The organism is Paenirhodobacter sp. (assembly GCF_050177655.1).
Taxonomy (GTDB): Bacteria; Pseudomonadota; Alphaproteobacteria; order Rhodobacterales; family Rhodobacteraceae; genus Rhodobacter.
In genome coordinates this window covers 38,212-63,915 of the sequence record NZ_JBFXGV010000005.1, presented here as the reverse complement: position 1 = coordinate 63,915, position 25,704 = coordinate 38,212, and the positions used below count along the sequence as shown (strand labels likewise).

Here is a 25,704-nt window from a genome sequence, read left to right as displayed (position 1 = left end):
AATTCATGCGCCCCTTTTCCCGTATCGCCGCCGCCGCTTTGCTGTCTGTCGCTGCCGCCCTGCCCGCCGTGGCGCAGGATCGCCCGCTGATCCCGGCCAAGCGCCTGTCGCTCGCCGAGGGGGTCGATCTGTCCGGCCGCGATCTCGCGCAGATCTTCGATACCACGCTCGAAGCCTGCGCGGCGGCCTGCCTGACCAATCCGGCCTGCGAGGCGGTGACCTTCAACGCGCGCAACAATTCCTGTTTCCCGAAAGCGGGGGTGAGCGGCGTCACGGCCTATCAGGGCGCCTTCTCGGGCATGGTGATCCCCGCGGCGAAAGGGGCCGAGGCGCGGGCCCGGACGCGGGCGGATGATCTCGATTTCCTCGGGGGGGATGCGCTTGGCGATGCCTATGATCTCGCCGCCGGTCTCAGCCGGGAGCATCTGACGAATTTCGCGAAAGCCGATCAGCTGGCGCAGGCGCTCGCCGAGGCGCGGGCGCAGGGCAACTGGACCCGCGCGCAGGCGATCGAGGGGGCGCTGATCGTGCTTACCGATGCCTCCGATCAATGGGTCGATTATGCCGCGCTGCAATTGCGGCGCACCGACGGCCGGCAGGTGTCGCGGGCGATCTCGGCGGCGGTGAACGGTTACTTGCGTGCGGCGAAGGCGCCGGCCCAGGCCGAGGCGCTGATGGGGCTCGCGCGGGCGCTCGACGCCGCCGACCGGCATCGCGAGATGCTCGCCGCGTTGCGCCTGGCCGCGGAGCTTTCGCCGCGGGACGACATTGCTGCGGCGCTCGCCGATGCGGAGGGGAAATACGGTTTCTCGATCGCGGAGCATCAGGTCGAAGCCGACAGCGCCGAGCCGCGGATCTGCGCGAATTTCAACGAAGATCTGGCGAAGAGCGGGGTGGATTACGCCTCCTTCGTGCAACTCCCGCAGCCCGGTCTTTCGGTCGAGGCGGAGGGGAGCCAGATCTGCGTCGGCGGCCTCGACCATGGCGCGCGTTATGCGCTGACCTTCCGCAAGGGGCTGCCCTCGGAAACCGGCGAGACGCTGGCGAAGGATGTCACCATCACCGCCTATGTCCGTGATCGTTCCCCCGCCGTCACCTTCCCGGGCCGCGCCTATATCCTGCCGCGCGGCGAGGACAGCGGCGTGCCGGTGCAGACGGTGAACCTCGAACATCTCGATCTGCGCCTGCTCAAAATCTCCGATCGCAACCTCGTGGCGACGATGCGGCAGGGCTATTTCGCGAAATCGCTCGACCATTGGGAGGAGGAGTATTTCGCCGACGATCTCGCGCAGGAGGTCTGGAAAGGCAGTGCCGACGTCAAGATGGAGGTCAACCGCGACATGGCCACGCGGTTGCCGGTGCAGGACGTCACCGGGCCGCTCGGGCCGGGGATCTATGCGCTCTCGGCCTCGGTGCCGGGCGCCGATCCCTATGACCACCCGCCGGCGACGCAGTGGTTCGTGATCTCCGACATCGGGATGACGACGTTTTCGGGCACCGACGGGCTGACCGTCGCGCTGCGGGGCCTTTCCGATGCGCAGCCGGTCGCGGGGGCCGAGGTGCAGCTTGTCTCGCGCGCGAATGCGGTGATCGGCACGGTGACGAGCGACGCTCAGGGCCTGGCGCATTTCGACGCGGCGATCGCGGCGGGCAACGGCAATGCGGCGCCGGCGCTGGTTTCGGTGACGAAGGGGGAGGATATCGCCTTCCTCTCGCTCACCGATGCGGAATTCGACCTTTCCGATCGCGGTGTCGCGGGCCTGCCGCCGGCCCCGCCGATCGACGTTTACCTCACCACCGACCGCGGCGCCTATCGCGCGGGCGAGACGGTGCAGGCCACGATGCTCGCGCGCGACGCGGAATCCGCGGCGCTGCCCGGCGTGCCGCTCACCGCGGTGCTGATGCGGCCCGATGGCGTCGAATATGCGCGCAACCTCGCGCAGGACGCGGGCGATGGCGGCCATGTCGCGGCCTTCCCGATCGGGGCGCAGGCGCCGCGCGGCACCTGGCGGCTCGATGTCTTTGCCGATCCGAAGGCGGCGCCGCTCGCCTCGAGCAAGATCCTCGTCGAGGATTTCCTGCCCGAGCGGATCGACTTCGCTCTGAACTTGCCCGATGGGGTGATGTCGGGTGGCGATTTGCCGGTGATCGGCCTCGATGCGCGCTATCTTTTCGGCGCACCGGGGGCCGGGCTCGAGACCGAGGGCGATCTGCTGATCACCGCGGCCTCGGATCTGCCGGGCTTCGTGGGCTATCGCTTTGGCCGTTACGACGATTTCATGGACCGGATCTATGACAGCCTCGACGCGGGGGAGACAGACGCCAAGGGCCATGCCGAGATCGCGGTCACCCTGCCGGACCTCCCGCCCGAGGCGGCGCGTCCGCTCGAGGCGAAATTCACCGTGCGGGTGAAGGAAGGCTCCGGTCGTCCGGTCGAACGCTCGATCTCGCGGCTGATGATGCCGCCCGAGCCGGTGATCGGCATCAAGCCGATGTTCGGCGAGACCGCGGCCGAGGGCTCGGAGGCGCGCTTCCAGATCGTTGCGCTTGGCCCCGACGTGAAGCCGATGGCGATGAGGCTGCACTGGGTGATGAACCGGGTCGAGACGCGCTATCAATGGTATGCGCTCGACGGCTCGTGGAACTGGGAGCCGGTGACGCGCCGCACCCGGGTGGCCGAGGGCGATCTCGCGCTCGACGGTTCGGGTCCGCAGGAAGTGGGGGCGAAGGTCGACTGGGGCGAATATGAGCTCGTCGCCGAGGCCGAGGGCAATGCCGTGGCGAGTTCGGTGCGGTTCGATGCCGGCTGGTATGCGCCGGCCGATGTGCTCGCCTCGCCCGACCGGCTCGAGATGTCGCTCGACAAACCTGCCTATGCCTCGGGCGACACCGCGAAGCTGCGCCTCGTCGCGCCGGCGGGTGGGGTGGCGCTGGTGTCGGTGCTCTCGAACCATCTGATCTCGCTCGATGCGAAGCCGGTGAAGGCCGGGGAGAACCTGATCGACGTGCCAGTGACGGCGGAATGGGGGGCGGGCGCCTATGTCACCGCCTCGGTGATCCGCCCGCTTTCGGGCGAAGCACCGGCGCGCGCGTCGAACCGGGCGCTTGGGCTCAGCTATGCCAAGGTCGATCCGGGGATGCGCGCGCTGCAGGCGAGTTTCGACGTGCCCGAATCCTCCGATCCGCGCGCGGCGCTGCCCATCGCGCTCAAGGTCGACGGCATCGCGCCCGGCGAGACGGTGCGCGCGACGATCGCCGCCACCGATCTCGGCATTCTCAACCTCACCGCTTTCAAGGCGCCCGATCCGCAGGGCCATTACTTCGGCCAGCGGCGTCTCGGCGTCGGGCTGCGCGACATCTACGGGCGGCTGATCGACGGGCGTTCGGGGGCCGATGGCATCATCCGCTCGGGCGGTGACGCCGATATGGGCCTCGTCTCGAACGCGCCGCCGCCGACCGAGGAGCTGGTCGCCTATTTCTCCGGCGTGCTGACGGCGGACGAGAACGGCGTGATCCATACCTCCTTCGACATGCCGGCCTTCAACGGCACCGTGCGGCTTGCTGCCGTGGTCTGGTCGAAGACCGGCGTCGGGCAGGCCTCGGCCGATGTGCTGGTGCGCGATCCGGTGGTGGTGACCGCCTCGGTGTCGCGCTTCCTGGCGCCGGGGGACAGCTCGCGTCTGCTCCTCGAGATCGTGCATGCCAAGGGCCCCTCGGGGCGGATGGGGCTTGATGTGACCTCGGCGGGGCTGGTGCTCGGCGAGCGTCCCTCGGGCGTCACCCTCGCCGATCTCGGCAAGGCAGAGGTCTCGGTGCCGATCACCGCCCCCGCGGGCGATGGCGTGCAGGAGATCCGCATCGCGCTCACCACGCCCGACGGAAAGCTGCTTGAGAAGGTGGTGAAGATCCCGGTCGAGCGGAACGATCCTGCCGTCGCGCATCAGTCGCGCTTCGACCTTGCCGCGGGCAAGACCTTCACTTTCGACGCGAATGTGTTCGACGGCTTCGTGCCGGGCACCGCCCATGCGACGCTCGCCGCCGGTCCCGCCGCGCAATTCGACGCGCCCGGTCTGCTGGCTGCGCTCAATGCCTATCCCTATGGCTGCACCGAGCAGATCACCTCGAAGGCGATGCCGCTCCTCTATCTCAGCTCGGTTGCCGAGGCGATGGATCTGGCGACGCCCGCCGATCTGAACGACCGGATCAACGTTGCGATCCGGAAGGTGCTGACCAATCAGGATGCCTCGGGCGCCTTCGGCCTCTGGTCGCCGAATTCGGGGGATGGCTGGCTTGACGCCTATGTCACCGATTTCCTCAGCCGCGCGCGGCACGAGGGGCATGCGGTGCCCGACACCGCCTTCCGCAACGCGCTCGACAACCTGCGCAATCAGGTGAATTACGCGCCCGATTTCGACCGTACCAGCAATGGCGGCGGCGAGGTTCTGGCCTATCAGCTGATGGTGCTCGCGCGAGAGGGCGCGGCGGCGGTGGGCGATCTGCGTTACTACGCGGACGTGAAGGGCGACGATTTCGCAACGCCGCTCGCCGCGGCGCAGCTTGGCGCGGCGCTTGCCTCCTATGGCGACCAGACGCGCGCCGATGCGATGTTCGCCCGCGCCGGGCGGATGATCGCGACGCTCGCCGCCGACAAGCCCAGCTGGCGCGACGATTACGGCAGCAATCTGCGCGACACGGCGGCGGTGCTGGCGCTTGCGTCCGAGGCGGGATCGACGGCTGTCGATCTCGATACGGTCGGCGCCTCGCTGGCGAAGCGGCTTTCGCAGGTGACGCTCTCGACGCAGGAGGCGACCTGGACGCTGATGGCGGCGAATACGCTTCTCGACCAGCCCGATGTCGCGCTGACGGTGGATGGCGTTCCCGCGAAAGGGCCGCTCGTGAAGCTGATCGACGCTGCCACGGCGGGCCGTTCGATCGCGATCGGCAATGCCGGCGACCGCGCCGAAGTGCTGACGCTGACCACGGTCGGCGTGCCCGAGGTGCCCGAGCCGGCGGGCGGCAATGGCTATGCGATCACCCGCGAATATTACACCTTCGACGGCGAAAAGGTCGATGTGTCGAAGGTGAAACAGGGCACGCGCCTTGTCGCGCTGATCGAGGTCACGCCGCATCACAATCAGGACGGGCGGCTGATGATCGACGATCCGCTCCCGGCCGGGTTCGAGATCGACAATCCGAACCTGATCGCGGGCGGTGACATCGCCGCGCTCGACTGGATCGACACCGAGCAATATCCCGCGATGACCGAATTCCGGCAGGAGCGCTTCCTGAGCGCGGTGGACTGGCACGGCAGCCGGCCGTTCCGCCTCGCCTATATCGTCCGCGCGGTGAGCCCGGGCACGTTCCATCAACCCGCGGCGCAGGTGATGGACATGTATCGCCCCGAGCTGCGGGCGCAGAGCGATGCGGGGCAGGTGGTGATCGAGTGACACCGCGCGCGCTCTTCGCGCTCGCCCTTGGCCTTGCGCTGGCTGCGGGCGGGCGCGACGCTTTCGACGGCTGGATCGCGGCGACGGATCTGCCGGTGACCGAGGTCGCGGTGGGCACCGAGGTGCTCGCGCGCGACGGCACGATTCTGCGCGCCTTTGCGGTGGCGGATGGCCGCTGGCGGCTGGCGCCCGGGCCGGTCGATCCGGGCTATCTCGCCGATCTCGTGGCCTATGAGGATGCCCGGTTCTACGCCCATGACGGCGTCGATCTGCTCGCCGTCGCGCGTGCAGCGGGGCAGGCGGTTTTCGCCGGTCATGTCGTTTCCGGCGCCTCGACGCTGACGATGCAGGTCGCGCGGCTGCTCGAGGAGGGGCCGACCGGATCGCTTGCCGGCAAGATCCGTCAGGCCCGCGTCGCGCTCGCGCTCGAACACCGGCTGACGAAGGCGCAGATCCTCGATCTCTACCTCCGCCTCGCGCCCTATGGCGGCAATATCGAGGGGGTGCGGGCGGCCGCGCTCGCCTGGTTCGGCAAGGAGCCACGGCGCCTCACGCCCGCCGAGGCGGCGCTGCTGATCGCGCTGCCGCAATCGCCCGAGGCGCGCCGCCCCGACCGCGACGCGAAGGCGGCGAAGGCCGCGCGCGACCGTGTGCTCGACCGGCTCGTCGCCGAGGGGGCGCTTGCCGCGGATGAGGGCGCGGTCGCGAAATCCGAACCGGTGCCGACACGCCGGCGCGACTTTCCCGCGCTCGCGCCGCATCTGACCGAACGGCTCGCGGCCGCCGCCCCGCCCGGTGCGCGGATTGAGACGACGATCGACAAGGGGCTGCAGGCGGCGGCGGAGAAACTCGCGCGGCGCGCGGTGACCGGGCTCGGGCCGCAGGTTTCCGCCGCGATGATCCTCGCCGATCACCAGAGCGGCGAGATCCTGGCACAAGTTGGCGGCGCCGACTGGACGAATACGAAACGCGCCGGGTTCGTCGATCTGAGCATGGCGCTGCGCTCACCCGGATCGACGCTGAAGCCTTTCGTCTATGCGCTCGCCTTCGACGACGGGCTCGCCCATCCCGAGACGCTGATCGAGGATCGCCCCGTCGCCTTCGGCACCTGGCATCCGCAGAATTTCGACCACCAGTTCCGCGGCACGATCCCGGTGCGGCAGGCGCTGACCTTCTCGCTCAACATTCCCGTCGTCAGCCTGACCGAGGCGCTGGGCCCCGCGCGGCTTCTGTCCACCCTGCGGCGGACCGGGGCGCGGGTGGATCTGCCGGGCAGCGGGGCGCCCGGTCTCGCGATCTCGCTTGGCGGGCTTGGCATCAGCCTCGCCGATCTGGTGCAGGCCTATGCCGCGCTCGCCCGCCTTGGCCGTCCGGTTCATCTTTCGGCCGAGGTCGGCCGCGCGCATCCGCTCGAGGGGCAGCTCTTCGGTCCGGTCGCGGCCTGGCAGGTCGGCAATATCCTCTCGAAGATCCCGCCGCCGCCGGGGGGCGCGCCGAACCGGATCGCCTATAAGACCGGCACCTCCTACGGGCACCGCGATGCGCTGGCGGTGGGGTTCGACGGGCGCCATGTCGGGGGCGTCTGGCTTGGCCGCGCCGATGGCACGCCGGTGCCCGGCGCCTTTGGCGGCGAACTGGCCGCGCCGGTGCTTTTCGAGCTTTTCGATCGCGTGGGGGCGGAGCGCGTCGCCCTGCCACCGCCGCCGCCCGCAACGCTGATCTTGCCGAATGCGCGCCTGCCGCAGCCGCTGCAACGCTTCCGCCCGCGCGATGCGGCCTTTGCAGCCGCGCCCGAAGGCGGACCGGAGGTCACCTTTCCGCCCGATGGCGCGGAGGTGGAAACGGGGGAGGGGGGGCTGACCGTGAAGCTGCGCGGCGGGGTGCCGCCCTTCACCTGGCTTGCCAATGGCGCGCCGGTGGCGGTAGCGACGCGGGCGCGCGAAAACACGCTCGCGCTGACCGGGCCGGGGTTCGTCAGCCTCACCGTTCTCGACGCCGAGGGGCGCTCGGCCTCGGCTCAGGTGCGGCTGACGCAGTAGCAAGGGAGTATTTGAACCAAGAAGAAATCAGCGCTTCTTCTTGGCCCAAATACTCATTGAAACGGTAACCGCCTCAGATCCGCTCGATCGCGATGGCGATGCCCTGGCCGCCGCCGATGCACATGGTGATCAGCGCGCGTTTGCCGCCGGTGCGCTCGAGATGGTAGAGCGCCTTCACCGTGAGGATCGCGCCGGTCGCGCCGATCGGGTGGCCGAGCGCGATCGCGCCGCCGTTCGGGTTGACCTTGTCGGGGTCGAGGCCGAGTTCTTTCGACACCGCCAGCGCCTGCGCGGCGAAGGCCTCGTTCGATTCGATCACGTCGAAATCGGAGACCTTGAGCCCGGTGCGTTCGCAGAGCTGCTGCACCGCGGGGATCGGGCCGAGACCCATCACCTCGGGGCGCACGCCGGCGACCGAGTAGCCGATGATCTTCGCGCGCGGCTTGAGGCCGGCGGCCTCGGCGGCATCGGCACGGGCGAGGATCAGCGCCGCGGCGCCGTCATTGATGCCCGAGGCATTGCCCGCGGTGACCGAGCCGTCCTTCTTGAACACCGGCTTCAGCGCGGCGAGCTTCTCGGCGGAGGTCGCCTTCGGGTGCTCGTCGGTGTCGAAGACCACCGTGCCCTTGCGCGAGACGAGCTCGACCGGGACGATCTCATCCTTGAAGGCGCCTTCGTCGATCGCCTTGCCGGCGCGACGCTGGCTTTCCAGCGCGAAGGCATCCTGCGCCTCGCGGCTGATGTCGCATTCGGTCGCGACGTTCTCGGCGGTCACGCCCATGTGGCCGGTGCCGAAGGGGCAGGTCAGCGCGCCGGTCATCATGTCGATGACCTTGGTGTCGCCCATCTTCTGGCCGAAGCGGGCGGCGGGCAGGATGTAGGGCGCACGGCTCATGCAGTCGACGCCGCCGGCAAGGGCGAAATCGGCGTCGCCGAGCATCAGCGCCTGCGTGGCGGAGACGATCGCCTGCGCGCCCGAGCCGCAAAGCCGGTTCACGTTCATCGCCGGGGTGCCGACCGGCACGCCCGCCTGGACCGAGGCGACGCGACTGACATACATGTCGCGCGGCTCGGTGTTGATGACGTGACCGAAGACGACCTGACCGATCTTGTCGGCGGCGAGGCCGGCGCGCTCCAGCGCGGCCTTTGACACGAGCGTCGCGAGGTCGATCGGCGCAAAGCCGGCAAGGCTGCCGCCGAAAGTGCCGATCGCGGTGCGCGCGCCGGACAGAATGACGATATCGGTCATGGAACTCCCCCATATGGTTGCGGGGGGAGATTAGCGCCTCACCCGGGGGCGAGCCAGTTGCCCCAAGGGGAAGTGACGGGGCGTCACTCCTCTTCTGCGGGCGCGAAATGCCATGAGAGCGATAACAAATCCCCGCCGCTCGTGCGGGCATTCGTGGTGGTGTGCCAGGTGGCGACGAGAAGGATCTTCCGAATCGGACGCATGGGAACCCCCCTGGAAATGCCCGCGCAGGGAGACTGCACCAAGGGGGTTGAGAAATCGTTGAAACCCGTCAGCCGAGTTTCACGCGCCCTTCGGGGGTGAGCAGCCAGGCCTCGCGCCCCTCGATCACCGCGGCGGAGACCGGCCCGCCATAGGCGGCGCTCGAATCCATGTTCAGGTGATTGCCGTAATGGGTGGCCTTGTCGATCGCGGTATGGCCATGCACCACGAGCTTGCCGTGATCGCGCGGATCGTCGAGGAATTCGGAGCGGATCCAGAGCATGTCATCCTCGGTCTGCTGGGCCAAGGGCACGCCCGGCCGGATCCCGGCATGAACGAAGAGCGCATCGCCAAAGACGAGATGCGTGGGCAGCGCCCCGATCCATTCGACATGTTCCTGCGGGATCGTCCAGAGCGCATCGGCATGGACCTCGGCCAGCGGCCGATCCTCCGGCCCGCGGATGCCGTAGGAGGTGAGCGTCGTCGCCCCGCCGACGCGCGGATGCAGCCAGGGCCGCTCGACGCGCAGGTTCGGATCGCGCGCCCAGGGGTCGGCGATGAACATCGAGAAAAGACGGTCGTGATTGCCCTTGAGCACATGCCAGGGCTCCCCCGCGGCCTGCCCCGCCATCAGGTGTTCGATCACCTGGCGCGATTTGGGGCCGCGATCGACGAGGTCGCCGACATGGATCAGGGGGGCGGTGAAATCGCCCTCGCGGGCGCGGTCGGCGGCGACGAGATCCTGCGCGCGGCGCAGAAGATCATAGTGGCCGTGGATGTCGCCGATGGCATAGCTGCGCATGGGTCGCTCCGATGGAAAAGGCCCCCCGCTTTGGCGGAGGGCCGGATTGCTGCGCCTGTGTTACGCTCAGGCGATGTTGAATTCCAGCGGTTTCACCTGCTGGAAGAGGCCGGTCGCCTCGAGCTCCTTCACGACGTCGGGCGCGAGCGCCTCGTCGAGATAGGCGATCGCGATCGCCTCACCGCCGGCGGCCGAACGGCCGAGCGTGAAGTTCGCGACGTTGGCGCCGTGATCGCCAAGCAGCGTGCCGAGCTTGCCGATGATGCCGGGGACATCCTTGTTCGTCGTGTAGAGCATGTGGTTGCCGACTTCGGCGTCGACATTGATGCCCTTGATCTGGATGAAGCGCGGCTTGCCGTCGGAGAAGCAGGTGCCGGCCACCGCACGCTCGCGGATGTCGGTGACGACGGTGACCTTGATGTAGCCGTCGAACACGCCCGACTTGTCCTGCGTGGTGGTCGAGATCTGGATCCCGCGATCCTTCGCGATCACCGGTGCCGAGACCATGTTCACGTCGGGGTTGGTGCGCTTCATGATGCCCGCGATCACGGCGCAGTCGAGCGCCTTGAGGTTCATCTTCGACACGGTGCCGTCATAGGTGATGTTGATCGCCTTGATCGGCTCGTCGGTCATCTGGCCGACGAAGGAACCGAGGTATTCGGCAAGCTTCACCCAGGGGCCCATGACCTTCGCCTCTTCGGCGGTCATCGAGGGCATGTTGAGCGCGTTCTCGACGGCCCCGTCGAGCAGGTAGTTCGACATCTGCTCGGCGACCTGCAGCGCGACATTCTCCTGCGCTTCCGAGGTGGAGGCGCCGAGGTGCGGCGTGCAGACGACGTTCGGCAGGCCGAAGAGCACGTTCTCGGTGGCCGGTTCGGTCGAGAACACGTCGAAGGCGGCGCCGGCGATATGGCCCGACTTGATCATGTCGGCCACGGCTTCCTCGTCGACGAGACCGCCGCGGGCGCAGTTGATGATGCGCACGCCCTTCTTCGTCTTCGCGAGGTTCTCGCGGCTCAGGATGTTGCGGGTCTGCTCGGTCAGCGGCACGTGGAGCGTGATGAAATCGGCGCGGGCGAGCAGGTCGTCGAGTTCGACCTTTTCCACGCCCATCTTGTCGGCCTTTTCCTGCGACATGAAGGGATCATAGGCGATGACCTTCATCTTCAGGCCCTTGGCACGGTCGCAGACGATGCCGCCGATATTGCCGGCGCCGATCACGCCGAGCGTCTTCGCGGTCAGCTCGACGCCCATGAACTTCGACTTCTCCCATTTGCCGGCCTGGGTCGAGGCATCGGCTTCGGGGATCTGACGCGCCACGGCGAACATCAGCGCGATCGCGTGTTCGGCGGTGGTGATCATGTTGCCGAAGGGCGTGTTCATCACGATGACGCCCTTCTTCGAGGCGGCGTCCTTGTCGACGTTGTCGACGCCGATACCGGCGCGGCCGATCACCTTGAGATTGGTCGCCTTCTCGAGCAGCGCCGCGGTGGCCTTGGTCGCCGAGCGGATCGCGAGGCCGTCATAATTGCCGATGATCTCGGCGAGCTTTTCCTTGTCCTTGCCGAGCTTCGGCTGGAAGTCGACCTCGATGCCGCGATCGCGGAAGATCTGCACGGCAGCGTCGGAGAGGGCGTCGGAGATGAGAACCTTGGGGGCCATGTCTGGGGCTCCTGAAATTTCGGGAATTTGGGAAAGGATGGGCGCCGCACTGCGCCCACCCGTCTTCGCAAATCAGGCCTGAGCGGCGATTTCCGCCTCGAAGGCGTATTCGATCCAGGGCATCAGCGCCTCGACATCGGCCGTCTCGATGGTCGAGCCGCACCAGATGCGCAGGCCGGCCGGAGCGTCGCGATAGGCGCCGACGTCGAGCGCGACGCCTTCCTTTTCAAGCCGTTTCGCAACGGCCTTGGCGAAGGCGGCGCCATCCTTGATGCGGTCATCGGTGAACTTCAGGCAGACCGAGGTGGTCGAGGCATTCGCCGGGTCGTTGGCGAGGTTCGCGATCCACGGACGCGCGGCGCAGAAGTCCCACACGACCTTCGCGTTGGCTTCGGCGCGGCCGATCAGGCCCTTGAGCCCGCCGATCGTCTTCGCCCAGTTCATCGCGACGAGGTAATCCTCGACGCAGAGCATCGACGGCGTGTTGATCGTCTCGCCGACGAAGATGCCCTCGATCAGCTTGCCCGCCTTGGTCATGCGGAAGATCTTCGGCAGCGGCCAGGCCGGCTTGTAGGTTTCGAGCCGTTCGACGGCACGGGGGTTGAGGATCAGAACGCCGTGGCCGCCCTCACCGCCGAGCACCTTCTGCCAGGAGAAGGTCACGACATCGAGCTTGTCCCAGGGCAGGTCCATCGCAAACGCGGCCGAGGTTGCGTCGCAGATCGTCAGGCCTTCGCGGTCGGCGGGGATCGCGTCGCCATTGGCCACGCGCACGCCCGAGGTGGTGCCGTTCCAGGTGAAGACGACGTCGGTGTTGAAATCGACGGTGGTGAAATCGACGATGTCGCCATAGGCGGCTTCCTTCACCTCGGCGTCGAGCTTGAGCTGCTTGACGACGTCGGTGACCCAGCCGGAGCCGAAGCTCTCCCAGGCGCACATCGTGACCTTGCGCGCACCGAGCAGCGACCAGAGCGCCATCTCGACGGCGCCGGTGTCCGAGGCGGGCACGATGCCGATGCGGTAGTCCGCGGGCACGCCGAGGATCTCGCGGGTGGTTTCGATCGCCTCTTTCAGCTTGGCCTTGCCGACGGCGGCACGGTGCGAACGGCCCAGAGGCGCGTCAGCGAGCATATCGAGGGAGAAACCGGGGATCTTCGAGCAGGGGCCCGAGGAAAAGCGCGCATTGGCCGGGCGCAGCGCCGGAGCTTGGTTAGCCATCTATGGTATCCTTCCAGATAAACGCCCCTCGTTGGGGAGAGGTGTCCCGCTGCCGCTCATATTGCGGGGCGTGCTCTGGCGCAAGCTGAATAATTGCGCTAATCCGCCGCATCAGCTCACGAAAGCGACACCTTTCTCCACTATCGGAAACTCAGCCCAAATGACCCAGTTCATCGCCACCCTGCTTGCCGATCCGAAAAGCGCCAATCTGGAGCGCGTTACGGTGGAGTCGCTGCGCGACGCCTGGGCCGGGGGGGAGGCGCGCTGGCTCAACCCGGGCGTGGCGGCGGAATTCGCGCTGGCCGAGGTGCCGTCGAATCGCTGGGAGGTCTGGGAGGGGCTGCAGGGCCTTGGCGTCGATCTCGTGGTGCAGGGTGCCGAGGGGCGCAAGAAGAAGATGCTGCTCGCCGACATGGACAGCACGATGATCCAGCAGGAATGTATCGACGAGCTGGCAGATGTCGCCGGCGTCGGGGCGCAGGTGGCCGGGATCACGGCGCGCGCGATGAATGGCGAGCTGGATTTCGAAGGCGCGCTGACCGAGCGGCTCGGGCTCCTGAAGGGGTTGTCCGCCGAGGTGATCCGGCAGGTGATCGAGGAGCGGCTGAGCTTCATGCCCGGTGGCCATGACCTCCTGCGCACGATGAAGGCGAATGGCGCCTATTGCGCGCTGGTCTCGGGGGGCTTCACCGCCTTCACCGGTTATGTCGCGGAAACGCTCGGCTTCGACGAGCATCGCGCAAATATCCTGATGATCGAGGAAGGCAAGCTGACCGGCGTGCCGTCGCGGCCGATCCTCGGACGCGAGGCCAAGGTTCAGGCTTTTCTGGAAATCTCGGAAATGCTGAAAATCGAGCATTCCGAGGTGATGGCGGTCGGCGACGGTGCCAACGATCTCGGCATGCTCAAGCTTGCCGGGGCCGGTGTGGCGCTGCACGCCAAGCCCTCGGTCGCCGCGCAATGCGATATCCGCATCAACCACGGCGATCTCTCGGCGCTGCTCTATATTCAGGGCTATTCGGTCGAGGACTTCGCCTGAACTTCGGCGCCGCCCTGCCAGACGCGGGTGAGGCGCCAATCATCGGAGAGGTGCACGAGATCGGCGGGCAGGCCCGGGGCGAGCCGCCCGGCCTTCGCGCCGATCACCGCCGCAGGCCGCGAGGTCGCCATCGCGAGCGCCTCTTCGGGCGTCACGCCAAGTTCCGCGATGCAGCGCGCGATCGCCTGCGGCAAGGTCAGATCCGCCCCGGCGAGCGTGCCGTTCTCGAGCCGCAGCGCCCGGTCGCGCCGCAGGATCCGCCGCCCGGCAAGGGGAAACTCCGTCATCGCCGTGCCGGCCGGCGCCATCGCATCGGTGACGAGAAAGATCCGCTCCCCAGCCAGACACAGCGCGAGCCGCATCACCTCGGGCGCGACATGGATGCCATCGGCGATCAACCCGGCGTGGAACGGCAGCGAGAGCGCCGCGCCGACAAGCCCGGGCTCGCGGGAGCCAAGCTGCGACATCGCGTTGAAGAGATGGGTGACGACGCTCGCGCCCGCCGCCTGCGCCGCCTCCGCCTCGGCATAGCGCGCCTCGGCATGACCGAGCGCGACCACGACGCCCGCGCCCGCAAGCCGCGCGATCTGCTGTGGCGTCGCCGCGGAGGGCGCCAGTGTCACCATCAGCGCGGGCAGGCCGGCGCGTGCCTCGCAAAGCGTGTCGAGGTCATCCTCCTCCATCGGGCGGATGTGCTGCGGCGGGTGGCAGCCGGGGCGGCGCGGATCGAGATGCGGCCCCTCGAGATGCAGGCCAAGGAACCCGGGCACGCGCCCGACCGCGGCAACGCCCGCCGCCAGCACCGCACGGGTCGCGGCGCGTGAATCGGTGATCAGCGTCGGCAGAACACCGGTCGTGCCGAGCCGCGCATGGGCCGCGCAGATCGTCGCAATCGCGCCGCCCGGGGCCTCGCCCGAAAGCATCACGCCGCCGCCGCCATTCACCTGCAGGTCGATCAGCCCGGGCGCCAGCGTGCCACCGGGCAAGGTGATGCGCCGGCCCTCGGGCGCCTCCGCCGCCGGCAGCAGCGCCGCGATTGCGCCACCCTCGACCACCAGCGCGTGGTCCTCGCGAAATGCCGCGCCGTCGAAAAGCCGCGCGCCGGTGAAGATCACTCTGTCCATGTCGTCTCGTCCATCGCAAGCGCGAGCGCCCCGTCAAGCGCCGTGCCCAGCGCCGGGCGCGTCGCCCAGTCCTTTACCGCGAGCGCCGCGCCGAGCCCGCCGATCCAGGTCACCGGCAGCGGTGCCTCCGGTTGCAGAAGCGCGATCGCGCGGCGGATCTCCGCGCGTGCCGCGCCGATCACCGCCTCCGCCGCTGGATCCCCCGCCTGCGCCGCGGCCAGGATGCGGGGCACCAGCGCGGCGAAATCGGCGGGCGTCGCGGTGAGCGAGAACCGCACCACGCCCGGCCCGCCGCCGAACTCGGCCACCAGCGCCGCGGTCAGATCCGTCGCGGGGAAATAGCCGTCGAGCACCCGGGTGACGTGGCTCAGCGCCGCGCGCCCGATCCAGGCGCCCGAGCCCTCGTCGCCAAGCCGCAGCCCCCAGCCGCCGATCGCGCGGATCTCGCCGCCGGTCTGGCGCGCAAAGACCGATCCGGTGCCGAGCGCGGCGACGATCCCGTCGGCGCGGCCAAGCGCGCCGCGCACCGAGGTGGTGACGTCCTGCACCACGCGCGCGGGGAAGGGCAGGGCGGCCTCGAGCCGCGCTCCGGCGCCCGAGAGATTGGTGCCGGCAAGGCCGAGCACCGCGCGCAGCGCGCCCTCCTGCCCGGCGCAGACCGTGGCGATCGTCGCGCGCAGGGTCGCGAGCGCGCCGTCGAAATCCGAGGCGATATTGGCCGGCCCACCCTCGGCGCGCGCGATGACGCGCCCCGACGCATCGGCCAGAACCGCGCGGCATCCGCTGCCGCCGCCGTCGATCCCGAGATAGAGCATCGCACCCCCTTCGCCGCGGCGAAGATGCAACGCCGGGCGCGGGGGGGCAAGCGGTAACGAATCGGCCGCGCGCACCGAATGGACATTGTGCGGGGCGCGGGCGAAACTGGCGCAGCAGGAGGGGCATGGTGCGCAAACCACTCGTTTTCATCGTTTTCGTGACGCTCGCGCTGGCGGCGACGCTGCTCGTCGCGCGCCCTGACCTCGCGGCGCTGCGCGCGGCGGTGGCGCAGCTCGCCGATCTGCGCGCGGCGCATCCGTTCGCGCTCGGCCTTGCGCTGTTCGCCGCCTATGTCCTCGTCACCGCGCTTTCGCTGCCGCTTTCGGTGCCGATGACGCTCGCGCTGGGCGCGCTCTTCGGCTTCTGGCGCGGGCTGGTCCTCGTCTCCTTCGCGGCAAGCCTCGGCGCGACCGGCGCCTTCCTCGTCGCCCGGTTTCTCGCGCGCGACTGGGCGCGGGCGCGCCTCGGCCGCTGGGCCGCGCGGATCGAGGCGCGGGTCGCGCGCGACGGCGCCTTCGCGCTCTTTTCGCTGCGCCTCGTGCCGGTGGTGCCCTTCTTCGCGGTCAATCTCGCCTTCGGCCTCACCGCCATGCGCGCGGCGCTGTTCTATGCGGTAAGCCAGATCGGCATGCTGCCGGGCACCGCCGCCTATGTCTGGGCCGGCACGCAGCTGGGCCAGGTCGATAGCCTGAGCGGATTGCTCAGCCCCGGCCTGATCGGCGCTTTTGCTCTGCTGGCCGTGCTGCCCTGGCTCGCGCGTTTCGGCCTGCGCTTGGTGGCGGCGCGTCGGCGCGCCCGGCGCTGGCCGCGGCCTGCGCGGTTCGAGGCCGATCTCGTGGTGATCGGTGGCGGCGCGGCGGGGCTTGTCGCAAGCTATGTCGCGGCGGCGGCGCAGGCGAAGGTGGTGCTCATCGCCGAGGGGCCGATGGGCGGCGATTGCCTGAATTTCGGCTGCGTGCCGTCGAAGGCGCTGATCGCGGCGGCAAGGGCGGCGGCCGGCGCGCGCGCGGCGGAGAGGCTGGGGGTAAGCGCCTCGGTCGAGGTCGATTTCCCGGCGGTGATGGCGCATGTCTGTGCCACGATCGCGACGATCGCGCCGAAGGATTCGGAGGAGCGCTATCGCGCCCTCGGCGTCGAGGTGATCCGCGGCCGCGCGCAACTCCTCGACCCGTTCACCGTTGCCCTGGGCGCGCGCCGCATCACCACCCGCACGATCGTTCTGGCAACCGGCGCGGCGCCGGTGATCCCGCCGGTTCCCGGCCTCGCCGAGGCGGCGCTGACGACCGAGACGATCTGGGACTGGCTCGCCACCCGCCCCGAAGCGCCCGAGGCGCTCGTCATCCTCGGCGGCGGGCCGGTCGGCTGCGAATTGGCGCAGGCGCTTGCCCGGCTTGGTGCAGGCGTCACGCTGATCGAGGCCGCCGATCGCCTGATCGCAGGCGAGGAGCCGGAGGCCTCCGCCCTGTTGCACGCGGCGCTCGTTCGCGACGGGGTGCAGGTGTTCACCGGCACCACGCTCGCGCGCGCCCTGCCGGGCAAGGCGGTGCTCGCCGATGGCCGCGAGATCCCCTGCACCGCGATCCTTGCCGCCACCGGTCGCCGGTTGCGCGCCGAGGGCCTTGGCCTCGAGGCGCTGGGCATCGCGAGTGACCGGGTGATCGCGGCGAATGATTTCCTGCAGACGGCGCAGCCAAATATCTTCGTCGCGGGCGATGCGGCCGGGCCGCGCGCGCTCACGTCCGCCGCCGGGCATCAGGGCTGGGTCGCGGCAATGAACGCGCTCGCCGCGCCGTTCTGGCGCTTTGACGCGCGCGCCGCGATCCCCGCCGCGATCTTCACCGAGCCCGAGATCGCCCGCATCGGCCTGACCGAGGCCGAGGCGCGCGCCGAGGGCATAGCGGTCGAGATCACCCGCTGGCCGCTCGCCGATCTCGACCGCGCGGTGGCCGAGGGGCGGACGGAGGGCTTCGTGCAGGTGCTCACCGCGAAAGGGGGCGACCGCATCCTTGGCGCGACCGTCGCCGGCGCGCAGGCGGGGGAGATCCTGGGTGAATTCGCCCTTGCGATGCGCCACGGTCTCGGCCTTTCGAAGATCCTCGCAACGCCGCATCTCTACCCGGGCTGGACCGAGGCGGCGAAGGCCACCGCGGGCCGCTGGCGCGCGGCGCGGGTGAGCCCGCGGCTGCTCGCACTTGCTGCGCGTTTCCATCGCTGGAGGCGCGGATGATCGACGCCCTCCTTCTGCCCGCGCAACGCCGCGCGACCGAGCCGCTGGCCCGCGCGGCGCTGCGCCTTGGGCTGCATCCCGATCAGGTCACGATCGGCGGGTTTCTTCTCGGCCTTTGCGCGCTGCCCGCGCTGGCGCTGCATCTCTGGCCGCTCGCGCTTGCGCTGATCGCGCTCAACCGGCTTGCCGATGGGATCGACGGCGCGATGGCACGGCTGAGCCGGCCGACCGATCGCGGCGCCTTCCTCGACATCGCGCTCGACTTCCTTTTCTACGCGCTGGTGCCGCTCGGCTTCGCGCTGGCCGATCCCGCGCGCAACGCGCTGCCCGCCGCGGCGCTGATCGCCGCCTTCGTCGGCACCGGCTCCTCCTTCCTCGCCTTCGCCGCGATCGCCGCGCGCCGCGGGATGCGGGCGGAGGCCTTCCCGGCGAAGGGGCTCTATTACCTCGGCGGCCTCACCGAGGGCGCGGAAACGATTGCGGTCTTCGCCGCGATGTGCCTGTTTCCCGCGGCCTTTCCCGCGCTTGCCTGGCTCTTTGCCGCGGCCTGTGCGATCACCACGCTGACCCGCTGGCACTGGGGCTGGCGCCGCTTTTCGGAGGAGTAGATGCGCGCCCTTCTTGCCGCCGCGCTGATCGCGCTTGCCACGCCCGCATTGGCCGACTGGGCCGCCACCGAGGCCGAGGCCCGCGGCCAGACGGTCTGGTTCAACGCCTGGGGCGGCGATCCGCGCACGAATGATTTCATCGCCTGGGTCGGCGCGCAGACCGAGGCGCGTTTCGGCGTGAGGGTCGAACAGGTGAAGCTGAGCGACACCGCCGAGGCGGTCGCCCGGGTGCGCGCGGAAAAGGCCGCGGGGATGACCGAAGGCGGGGCGGTCGATCTCATCTGGATCAACGGGCCGAATTTCCTCGCGATGAAGGAGGAGGGGCTGCTCGCCGGCCCCTTCGTCGCCGATCTGCCCAATGCGCGCTTTGTCGACCTTGCGCCCGGGGCGCCCGCGACGCGCGATTTCACCGTGCCGGTCGCGGGGATGGAGGCGCCCTGGCGGCTTGCCAAATTCGTCTTTGCCCATGATGCGGCGCGTGGCGCAGAGATGCCGCGCGACATGGCCGGTTTCGTCGATTGGGCCGCGGCGCATCCCGGGCGGATGACCCATCCGAACGCGGCGAATTTCATCGGCGCGACCTTCCTGAAACAGGCGCTGGTCGCGCTTGCCCCCGATCCGGAGGCGCTTGCGCAGCCGGTGACGGACGAAACCTACGCGCGGGAAACCGCGCCGCTCTGGGCCTGGTATGAGGCGCTGCGCCCGAACCTCTGGCGGCAGGGCAAGGCCTTCCCGGAAAACGAGAGCGTGCAGGCGCAGATGCTTGGCGATGGCGAGGTCGACGTCGCGATGTTCTTCGATCCGGCCGCGCCCGCCGCGCTGATCGAGGAGGGGGTGCTGTCCGAAACGGTGCGCGTCTTCGTGCCCGCGGCGGGCTCGATCGGCAATGTCTCCTTCGTCGCGATCCCCTTCGACGCGGCGCATCGTGCCGGGGCCGAGGTGGTGGCGAATTTCCTCCTCTCGCCCGAGGCGCAGGCGAAGATGCAGGACATCCGCGTGCTCGGCAGTTTCTCCGTGCTCGATCCGGCGCGGCTCGATGCGGCGGCGCAGGCGGATTTTGCCGCGCTGCCCACGTCGCCCGCGCTGCCGACGCTCGCCGATCTCGGCCCGGTCCTGCCCGAGCCGCATCCAAGCTGGATGACCCGCCTCGCCGAGGACTGGGCGCGGCGCACGGCGGAGTGAGCCGGCGATGAGCCCGGTCGGAGCCCTCGTCGCGCTGGTGATCGGCGCGCCGGTGCTTTGCGGCGCGCTCTTCACGCTCGGGCTCAGCCTTGGCTTGCCGGGGGGGGCGGGGTTTGGGGCTTATGCGCAGGCGCTGGCGCTGCCGGGCATCGGGCGCAGCCTTGTGGTGACGCTGATCTCCGGGCTTGGCGCGACGCTGATCGCCACCGCCGCGGCGCTGCCGCTCAGCGCCTTTTTCTGGCGCCGCCCGCGGGCGCAGGCCGCGCTTGCGCCGGTGCTCGCGATCCCCCATGCCGCGCTCGCGATCGGGCTTGCCTTCCTGATCGCGCCCTCGGGCTGGATCGCAAGGCTCCTGTTGCCCGGCCCGGTGCCGCCCGGCTGGGTCAGCGTCGGCGACCCCTGGGGGATCACGCTGACGCTCGGCCTCGCGCTCAAGGAAACCCCGTTTCTCGTGCTGATGGCGCTGGCCGCGGCAAACCAGATCCCGGTCGCGGCGCAGATGCGGGCGGGGCAGGGGCTTGGTCATCCGCCGCGGGTGGTCTGGCGCCGGGTGATCTGGCCGCAGATCCATGCCGCGCTGCGCCTGCCGATCGCGATCTCACTCGCCTTCGCGCTGTCGGTCGCGGATATGGCGCTGGTGCTTGGCCCGAGCCATCCGCCGACGCTTGCGGTGCAGATCCTGCGCCTCTCCACCGCGCCCGATCCCGCCCTGCGCGCTCCTGCTGCGGCGCTCGCGGTGATGCTCCTCGCGCTGATGGCGCTGGCCGTCCTGCTCTGGCGCGGGGCCGAGCGCCCCGTCGCCCGACTCACCCGCGGCCTCGCCCCCGGAGACCGGACCGGGGCCGGCCTCGCGCTGATCGGCGCGATGCTCAGCCTCGGCGCGCTTGCCGTGCTGCTGCTCTGGGCCTTTGCCGCGCGCTGGCCTTGGCCCGAGGCGCTGCCGCATCCGGGGCTTGCCGCCTGGCACCGCGCCGACTGGGGGCGCCCGCTTGTGACCACGCTCTCCCTCGGCACCATCGTCACCGCGCTTGCGCTTCTCCTCAGCATCGCGCTGCTCGAGGCCGAGGGGCGGCGGCGCCGGATCTTTCCCCTGCCGCTGATCCTGCTGCCGCTGCTTTTGCCGCAGATCGGCTTCCTGCCCGGGCTCGCCACCGGGTTTCTCTGGTTGCGCCTGCCGCCCGGGCCGGTCGCGGTGATCTGGGCCGAGCTGCTCTTCGTCTTTCCCTATGTCGTGATTGCGCTGGCCGGCCCCTGGCGCGCGCTCGACCCCGCGATGCTGCGCAGCGCGGCGAGCCTTGGCGCCAGCCCCTGGCGCATCTTCTGGCGCATCCGGCTGCCGTTGCTCGCCCGCCCGCTCGCCCTTGCCGCCGCCGTCGGCTTCGCCGTTTCCGTCGCGCAATATCTCGCCGTGCTGCTGCCCGGGGCGGGGCGCGTCGCGACGCTCGCGACCGAGGCGGTGACGCTTTCCTCCGGTGCGGATCGACGCCTCGCCGCGGCGCTCGGCCTGTTGCAGGCGCTCCTGCCGCTCACGGGATATGCCGCGGCGATCACCTTGCCGCGGGGCGCGCGGCACCGGGACTTGCCCGATCGGGACTAGGCCTGTATGCCGGATCCCATGTCGAGGAGGACTTCATCCGATCTGCGCGCCGCGCTTGCCGGGGCCCTGCTGCTGGTGCTGGCCGGCTGCGTGATGCCGGGCGCGCCCGCGACCGACCGCACCACGGTGCTGGGCGGTGCGCTGACGCTCGCCGCGCCGAAGGGCTTCTGCGTCGATCCCGGCTCGCGCCGCGACGGCAAGCAGGGCAGCTTCGTGCTCTGGGGCAATTGCGCCGCGATCTCGGGCGATCCCGCCGCGCCGAAGCCGCCGTTCCATGCGATGCTGAGCGCCACCGTCGGCCCCGAGGCGGCCGGTCCGGTCGAGGCGACCTTCCCCGGGTTCGAGAAGTTCTTCCGCACCCCGGTCGGGCGTGCGGCGCTCGCGCGTTCGGGCCTCGCCGAGGACGTGCGGGTCGTCAAGGTGACGCGGCAGGACAACCTGCTCCTGCTCAAGATCGAGGACCGCTCGAAGGCGACCGGTGCGCCGGTGGCGAAGACCTACTGGCGCGCGATCACCGGGCTTGGTGGCCATATCACCGCGCTTTCGGTGCTGCCGCTGGCCGGGAGCTCGATGCGCGATGCCGATCAGATCGGCTTGCTCGCCGCTTTCGACACCGCGATTCGCGCCGCGAACTGAGCGGGTGGCCCCGTCGCGGGGGCGCGCAATCTTCGGTTGATCCTGCGATGAATGCCGAGCCAAGTGCCCGGCATTGCATGGAAAAGGTCGAATTCCCCTTCCGCTTGCGGCAGCTTCGTGCCAAAGGAAACAGGGGAGTGCCATTGTTTCTGTTTTGGTAACGGTATCGGGTCAAAGTCGCGAACATGTCCAGGAAGTCGAACTCATTCCTCGATCGGCTGGTGCAAAGCCGCATGCTGGCGCGCTGGGCGCGCGCGGCGCGGCTGGCCCCCACGCTCTCGCCGGGCGATCTGCGACAGCTGCGCACCGATGCCAAGGCGATCCGGCGCGAGGTCGATCGGGTGGTCCATTTCGCGGATGAGCGTCTGCTCCTGCCCGCGGGCGGGGGCGACGGGATCGAGCGGCCGCTTGGCAGCGACTGGGCCTGGCGGCCCGAGCTCTGGCGCGGCCCGGTCGCGCCCTGCGGCATCGCGGCGGCGGAAAGCCGGGCGATGCTGGGGCAGGAGGTCACGCTGTTCCACGATTGCAAGGTGAGCGAGCTGACCCTGCGCCAGATCCGCAACACCCGCGCGCAGGACATCGCGCCCTATGCGCTGCGGATGGATGTGTTCCGCTTTGACGGCTCGTTCCTCTCGCTGGTGCTCGATCTGCCGGAGGCCGGGGTGCAGGGGCTGCGCCGCAACCACCTGATGCGGCTGACGCTGGATGTCGAACTGGAAAAGCCGCTCGAGATCTTCTGCCGGCTCAACGTGAAACACGGGCCGAACACCGATCAGCTGGTGCGCGAGCTGCCGCTGGCCGCGGGCGAGCGCTTCGTCGAATTCGATCTCGCCTATACCAAGATGAACGAGAAGCGGGTGGAGAAGGTCTGGGTCGACCTGATCTTCGAGGGGCCGCAGATGAACCAGATCGTGCTGCACGATCTCACCTTCGCGCGCCATCCGCGCGCGGATATCTGAGGAGGTCGGGATGCTGGAGATGTCGCGGGTGCGCGCCGGGCGCTGGGAAGGGCTCTGGTCGGGGAGCGCCGAGCCGGCGCTGAGCGTCAGCCATCAGGAGGCGGATCTGCCCGGTCTCGAGATCGTGGCGGAGGATGCGGGGAAATGGCGGCTGAGCCTGCCGATCCCGGCGGAGCTGCTCTCCGAGGGGGTGCAGACCTTCGTGATCCGCCTGGGCGGGGAGACCGTGGGCCATTTCACCATCGTCACCGGCGTGCCGCTGGAGGACGACCTGCGCGCGGAGATCGACCTCCTGCGTGCCGAGCTCGACCTGCTCAAGCGCGCCTTTCGGCGGCATTGCGTCGAAACCGGCGCCTGAGCCTTTCTGCGGTCACGGCCCCTTGAGGCCGGGCGCCATCGCGCCTAGCCTCGCGCGCGAAGCATGACCCGAAGCAGAGAGGAAATCATGAGCCAGATCGACGCGCGGCTGAGCGCCCTCGGGATCGACCTGCCCCCGGCCCCGGCGCCGGCGGCGAATTACGTGCCCTTCGTGCGCACGGGCAACCAGCTTTTCGTCTCCGGGCAGATCTCGATCGGCGCCGATGGCCACATGATCACCGGCAAGCTCGGCGCCGGGCTCGAGGTCGAGGCGGGCGCGGCCGCGGCGCGCCGCTGTGGTCTGGCGCTGATCGCGCAGGCGAAGGCCGCGCTTGGCGATCTCGACCGGGTGACGCGCGTCGTCAAACTCGTCGGCTTCGTGAACTCGACCGCCGATTTCTCCGATCAGCCGCGGGTCATCAACGGCTGCTCCGACCTGATGGTCGAGGTCTTCGGCGAGGCCGGCCGCCATGCGCGTTCCGCCGTCTCCGCCCCGGCGCTGCCCTTCGGCGTCGCGGTCGAGATCGAGGCGATCTTCGAGGTCGCCTGATGCTGCCCGCCGCCTTCCTCACCACGCCGCTCGCGCATCGCGCGCTGCATGACCGCGCCCAGGGGCGGCCGGAAAACAGCCTCGCCGCGATGCGCGCCGCGATCACCGCGGGCTATGGCATCGAATGCGACATCCAGCCCTCGGCCGATGGCGTGCCGATGGTGTTTCACGATTACGATCTGAAGCGTCTGACCGGTATCTCGGGTCGGATCCGCGGGCTGACGGCGGCCGAGCTGGGGGCGACGACGCTCCTTGGCGGCGATGAGGGGATCCCGACGCTGGCCGAGGTGCTCGATCTCGTCGCGGGGCGCGCGCCGCTCCTCGTCGAGATCAAGGATCAGGATGGCGCGATGGGGCCCGAGGTCGGCGCGCTCGAGGAAGCGGCGGCCAAGCTGCTCGCGGCCTATGCCGGGCCGCTCGCGGTGATGTCCTTCAATCCGCATGCGGTCGCGGCCTTTTCCGCGGCGGCGCCCGGGGTGGCGATCGGGCTGACGACCTCGGCCTATAGTGCCGAGGACTGGCCGCTCCTGCCCGCCGCGGTGCGCACCCATCTCGCCCCGATCCCGGATTACGAGCGTCTTGGCTGTTCCTTCGTCTCGCATGAGGCCGCCGATCTCGCCGCGCCGCGGATCGCGGATCTCAAGGCGAAGGGCGCGGCGATCCTGTGCTGGACGATCCGCTCGCCCGAGGCCGAGGCGGAGGCGCGCAAGATCGCGCAGAACATCACCTTCGAGGGCTATCTCGCCGCGCATCCCGCCGGGGCTTGACGGCAGCCCCCGCCGCCCCATCCTTCCTGCGTCGGGTGGCGGGGCTTCATGGATAAGACTCTCGAGATAACAACGCATTCGCAGATTTCCGAAATCTCGGAAGCTGACTGGAATGCTTGCGCTTGCCCCGAAACCGCGGACGGAGAGCGCGCGTTCGACCCGTTTACCACGCATCGTTTCCTCGCCGCACTGGAGAGCTCCGGCTCGGTCGGGCGTGGCACCGGCTGGGTGCCGATGCATCTTGCGCTGCGCCTCGATAGGGAGATCGCCGCGGTCGCCCCGCTTTACCTGAAATCGCATTCGCAGGGCGAATATGTCTTCGACCATGCCTGGGCCGATGCCTATAAGCGCGCGGGCGGGCGCTATTATCCGAAGCTGCAATGCGCCGTGCCCTTCACCCCCGCGACCGGGCACCGCCTGCTGACCCGCCCCGGGCACGAAGAGCTCGCGCCGCTTCTGCTGCGGGCGATGGCGCAGATCGCGGACCAGCACGGTCTTTCCTCGGCCCATGTCACCTTCTGCCCCGAGGGAGAGAGTGCCGTGGCGCAGGAGGAGGGCTGGCTGCATCGCACCGGCGTGCAGTTCCACTGGGAGAATCGCGGCTACGCCGATTTCGACGATTTCCTTTCCGCCCTGTCCTCGCGCAAGCGCAAGGCGATCCGCAAGGAGCGCGAACGCGCCCGTGATTTCGGAGGAACGATCCGGGCGCTGACCGGCGATGCGATCGAGCCCCGCCACTGGGCCGCGATGTGGGATTTCTATCAGGACACCGGCAGCCGCAAATGGGGCACGCCCTACCTCACCCACGCCTTCTTCGACGCGGCGCATGCGCTGCGCGACGATGTGCTCCTGATCCTCGCCGAGCGCGATGGCACCCCCGTTGCCGGGGCACTCAACTTCATCGGGCGCGATACGCTTTATGGCCGCTACTGGGGCTGCCTCGAGGATCACGCCTTCCTGCATTTCGAGCTCTGCTATCATCAGGCGACGGACTGGGCGATCGCGCATCGCCTTGCCCGGGTCGAGGCCGGCGCGCAGGGCGAGCACAAGCTCGCCCGCGGCTACATGCCGGTGACCACCCATTCGGCGCATTTCATCGCCCATCCGGGCCTGCGCCGGGCGGTGGCCGATTACCTCGACGCCGAGCGTGATGCGGTGGCGGCGGAGATTGCCGAGCTCACCGCGCTCGGCCCCTATCGCAGCGAAACGGACTGACGGAGGAGA

At 69.5% G+C, this 25,704-nt stretch carries 19 protein-coding genes; 13 read left to right on the top strand and 6 right to left on the bottom strand.

The window, feature by feature from the left end:
* Positions 1–5: 5 nt before the first annotated feature.
* Together AB7U46_RS03785 and pbpC are read left to right on the top strand one after the other, a co-directional pair.
* Entirely contained in the window at positions 6–5,447 is a 5,442-nt protein-coding gene (locus AB7U46_RS03785; protein WP_428335602.1) for an alpha-2-macroglobulin family protein, read from the top strand.
* Positions 5,444–7,486, top strand: coding sequence for a penicillin-binding protein 1C (gene pbpC / locus AB7U46_RS03780; RefSeq protein WP_428335601.1), 2,043 nt, complete (start codon positions 5,444–5,446; stop codon positions 7,484–7,486). The genes AB7U46_RS03785 and pbpC overlap by 4 nt, the downstream gene beginning before the upstream one ends.
* A gap of 73 nt (positions 7,487–7,559) precedes the next feature.
* On the opposite strand, the gene AB7U46_RS03775 is transcribed toward pbpC, so the two are convergent.
* The 4 genes from AB7U46_RS03775 to AB7U46_RS03760 all read right to left on the bottom strand — a co-directional run bounded on the left by AB7U46_RS03775 (position 7,560) and on the right by AB7U46_RS03760 (position 12,618).
* Positions 7,560–8,735 carry an acetyl-CoA C-acyltransferase family protein gene (locus AB7U46_RS03775; protein ID WP_428335600.1) on the bottom strand — a complete coding sequence of 392 codons (1,176 nt, stop codon included), beginning with the start codon at positions 8,733–8,735 and terminating at the stop codon, positions 7,560–7,562.
* Between the two features lie 271 nt (positions 8,736–9,006).
* Positions 9,007–9,738 (bottom strand): metallophosphoesterase family protein, encoded by a 732-nt coding sequence (locus tag AB7U46_RS03770; protein WP_428335599.1) that lies wholly within the window; start codon positions 9,736–9,738, stop codon positions 9,007–9,009.
* 66 nt (positions 9,739–9,804) lie between these two features.
* Entirely contained in the window at positions 9,805–11,400 is a 1,596-nt protein-coding gene (gene serA, locus AB7U46_RS03765; protein WP_428335598.1) for a phosphoglycerate dehydrogenase, read from the bottom strand.
* Between the two features lie 72 nt (positions 11,401–11,472).
* Positions 11,473–12,618, bottom strand: a complete 1,146-nt coding sequence (locus AB7U46_RS03760; protein ID WP_428335597.1) for a phosphoserine transaminase — start codon at positions 12,616–12,618, stop codon at positions 11,473–11,475.
* Between the two features lie 160 nt (positions 12,619–12,778).
* Between AB7U46_RS03760 and serB the strand changes: the two genes are divergently transcribed.
* Entirely contained in the window at positions 12,779–13,657 is an 879-nt protein-coding gene (serB, locus tag AB7U46_RS03755) for a phosphoserine phosphatase SerB (protein ID WP_428335596.1), read from the top strand.
* On the opposite strand, the gene nagA is transcribed toward serB, so the two are convergent.
* Entirely contained in the window at positions 13,633–14,781 is a 1,149-nt protein-coding gene (nagA, locus tag AB7U46_RS03750; RefSeq protein ID WP_428335595.1) for an N-acetylglucosamine-6-phosphate deacetylase, read from the bottom strand. The two genes, serB and nagA, sit on opposite strands and share 25 nt — an antisense overlap.
* Entirely contained in the window at positions 14,769–15,596 is an 828-nt protein-coding gene (locus tag AB7U46_RS03745; RefSeq protein WP_428335594.1) for a BadF/BadG/BcrA/BcrD ATPase family protein, read from the bottom strand. Before AB7U46_RS03745 ends, nagA begins: the two co-directional genes overlap by 13 nt.
* A gap of 128 nt (positions 15,597–15,724) precedes the next feature.
* On the opposite strand from AB7U46_RS03745, the gene AB7U46_RS03740 reads away from it, so the two are divergent.
* From AB7U46_RS03740 to AB7U46_RS03695, 10 genes are all read left to right on the top strand, one after another.
* Complete coding sequence (locus AB7U46_RS03740) at positions 15,725–17,824, top strand: FAD-dependent oxidoreductase (protein ID WP_428335593.1); 2,100 nt, start codon at positions 15,725–15,727, stop codon at positions 17,822–17,824.
* Positions 17,821–18,432 carry a CDP-alcohol phosphatidyltransferase family protein gene (locus tag AB7U46_RS03735; protein ID WP_428335592.1) on the top strand — a complete coding sequence of 204 codons (612 nt, stop codon included), beginning with the start codon at positions 17,821–17,823 and terminating at the stop codon, positions 18,430–18,432. The genes AB7U46_RS03740 and AB7U46_RS03735 overlap by 4 nt, the downstream gene beginning before the upstream one ends.
* A complete protein-coding gene (locus AB7U46_RS03730) occupies positions 18,433–19,614 on the top strand; it encodes an ABC transporter substrate-binding protein (RefSeq protein WP_428335591.1) in 1,182 nt (393 codons plus the stop codon).
* A gap of 7 nt (positions 19,615–19,621) precedes the next feature.
* Positions 19,622–21,211, top strand: a complete 1,590-nt coding sequence (locus AB7U46_RS03725; protein ID WP_428335590.1) for an ABC transporter permease — start codon at positions 19,622–19,624, stop codon at positions 21,209–21,211.
* 6 nt (positions 21,212–21,217) lie between these two features.
* Positions 21,218–21,847, top strand: coding sequence for a hypothetical protein (locus AB7U46_RS03720; RefSeq protein WP_428335589.1), 630 nt, complete (start codon positions 21,218–21,220; stop codon positions 21,845–21,847).
* 185 nt (positions 21,848–22,032) lie between these two features.
* Positions 22,033–22,806 (top strand): DUF6478 family protein, encoded by a 774-nt coding sequence (locus tag AB7U46_RS03715; RefSeq protein WP_428335588.1) that lies wholly within the window; start codon positions 22,033–22,035, stop codon positions 22,804–22,806.
* A 10-nt stretch (positions 22,807–22,816) separates the two neighbouring features.
* Positions 22,817–23,164 (top strand): hypothetical protein, encoded by a 348-nt coding sequence (locus AB7U46_RS03710; RefSeq protein ID WP_428335587.1) that lies wholly within the window; start codon positions 22,817–22,819, stop codon positions 23,162–23,164.
* 87 nt (positions 23,165–23,251) lie between these two features.
* Positions 23,252–23,713, top strand: coding sequence for a RidA family protein (locus AB7U46_RS03705; RefSeq protein ID WP_428335586.1), 462 nt, complete (start codon positions 23,252–23,254; stop codon positions 23,711–23,713).
* Complete coding sequence (locus AB7U46_RS03700; RefSeq protein ID WP_428335585.1) at positions 23,713–24,480, top strand: glycerophosphodiester phosphodiesterase family protein; 768 nt, start codon at positions 23,713–23,715, stop codon at positions 24,478–24,480. The genes AB7U46_RS03705 and AB7U46_RS03700 overlap by 1 nt, the downstream gene beginning before the upstream one ends.
* Positions 24,481–24,528: 48 nt before the next feature.
* Positions 24,529–25,695 carry a GNAT family N-acetyltransferase gene (locus AB7U46_RS03695; protein ID WP_428335584.1) on the top strand — a complete coding sequence of 389 codons (1,167 nt, stop codon included), beginning with the start codon at positions 24,529–24,531 and terminating at the stop codon, positions 25,693–25,695.
* The last annotated feature ends 9 nt before the right edge of the window (positions 25,696–25,704 follow it).